General features: G+C 32.4%; 2 protein-coding genes and 1 pseudogene. All 3 read left to right on the top strand.

The window, feature by feature from the left end; genetic code table 11:
* Positions 1 to 180: 180 nt before the first annotated feature.
* Positions 181 to 1,005, top strand: coding sequence for a peptidyl-alpha-hydroxyglycine alpha-amidating lyase family protein (locus tag AACZ53_RS14520; RefSeq protein ID WP_339839922.1), 825 nt, complete (start codon positions 181 to 183; stop codon positions 1,003 to 1,005).
* On the top strand, positions 992 to 1,201 hold the full coding sequence (locus tag AACZ53_RS14515; protein ID WP_339839920.1) for a hypothetical protein: 210 nt from the start codon (positions 992 to 994) through the stop codon (positions 1,199 to 1,201). The genes AACZ53_RS14520 and AACZ53_RS14515 overlap by 14 nt, the downstream gene beginning before the upstream one ends.
* An 84-nt stretch (positions 1,202 to 1,285) precedes the next feature.
* Positions 1,286 to 1,661, top strand: a pseudogene (locus tag AACZ53_RS14510) (sterol desaturase); the annotation flags it as partial.

Below are 1,661 nucleotides of genomic sequence, written 5' to 3'. Positions count from 1 at the left end.
AAAAAACAAGTAAATTCTTCCTTAATCTGAGACAATACTATACCAGGCTCATAGATGCTAAAATCTGATTCTTTTGAGCTTTTTCTATTCGGTTCGTATTTGCTAATTCAGTTGCTGAAACACGCAACGAAATTATACACAAACACGTTAGTCTTCATATAAACCAAACAAAACCAATAAATGGAATTTAAACAAAAAAGTATTTTTTACTTTCTATTAACACTTCTAATATTTGGTTGTAAAAACACAGAAAAAGAAGAATTGAAAAAAGAATCTGAAAATTCAGATTCTTATATTTTAGTTAATGATTGGCCAAAATTACCAGAAAACTTTGTTTTGGGAAATCCTACTGGACTCGGAATTAACTCTGAAAACAATATTGTGGTTTTTCATAGAGCAAACAGAATTTGGGAAGAAACAATGCAGAAGGATAAAATCCAAGAGAATACAATTCTGACGCTCAACAAGCAAACTGGGGAAGTTTTAAAAAGTTGGGGAGCGGATTTATTCATAATGCCACACGGACTTGAAGTTGATAAGCAAAATAATATTTGGGTTACAGATTGTGGTCTTCATCAAGTTTTCAAATTTGACTCTAATGGAAACTTGCTAATGATTTTAGGAGAAGCTAAAGTTCCTGGTGATGATTCTTCTCATTTTAATGAACCTACAGATATTGCTGTGACAGAAGACGGTTCATTTTATATAAGTGATGGATATGAAAATAGCAGAATAGCTAAATTCTCAAAAGAAGGCGAATATTTATTCGAATGGGGGAAATTTGGAAATAAACAAGGTGAGTTTAATATTCCGCACGGGATTGATTTAGATAATGAAGGCAATGTTTATGTGGCAGACCGCGAAAATAATAGAATTCAAAAGTTCGATGCCAAAGGCAATTTCATTGCTGTTTGGCAGAATAAAATAACTGAACAATTATATTCGGTAACCATTGACAATCAAAAACGACCATCTGTTTGGAATAGATTATATGACTTTAAATGACACAGTTGTTAAAGGCTCAGATATTTTTCGCTTTGATTTAAATGCTAACCTGCAAATGCAATTCGGTAGAACTGGATTTTATGATGGTTCAATTTCAAGATATCACGACATTCAAATTGATGATGAAGGAAGTATTTATGTAGGAGATATTCTTGGTAATAAGGTTCAGAAATTTCGATTAACTAAAAGTGATTAAATTAAAAACGAACGCACAACAAAGCCTCCTATGAAAAGCCTTATTCCATTTCAAACTTAAATCGATAACCATTATTTTTACTACATGGAACAAATCATATCTTATTTCGAAACCATACCAGCTGTACATCGTTCTTTAATATTGGTAGGCGGAATAACGTTCTTTTGGATATTAGAAGGTATTGTACCGTTGTTTAATGGGAGCTATGACAAATGGAAGCATTCTTTACCCAATTTCTTTTTTACACTGACTACTATAATAATTAATTTTCCATTGGCATTTTTACTTTTGAAAACATCTGATTGGGCAATCGCTAATGATTTTGGAATAATTAATTGGTTGCCGGCAATGCCATTATGGGCATATGTATTTTTAGGTGTGGCTTTATTAGATTTAATTGGGGCCTACACGGCACATTTAGTAGAACACAAAGTAAAACCGTTGTGGATGGTACATTTGG

Origin of the sequence: uncultured Flavobacterium sp. (genome assembly GCF_963975005.1) — a bacterium.
Lineage (GTDB): Bacteria > Bacteroidota > Bacteroidia > Flavobacteriales > Flavobacteriaceae > Flavobacterium.
Note: the sequence above shows the minus strand (reverse complement) of the source record. Positions and strands in the feature narration are given on the sequence as shown.

Bases quoted from the DNA above. Each gene is read 5' to 3' on its own strand.
- AACZ53_RS14520 (WP_339839922.1), top strand. From the start codon at position 181: ATGGAATTTAAACAAAAAAGTATTTTTTACTTTCTATTAACACTTCTA.
- AACZ53_RS14515 (WP_339839920.1), top strand. From the start codon at position 992: ATGACTTTAAATGACACAGTTGTTAAAGGCTCAGATATTTTTCGCTTT.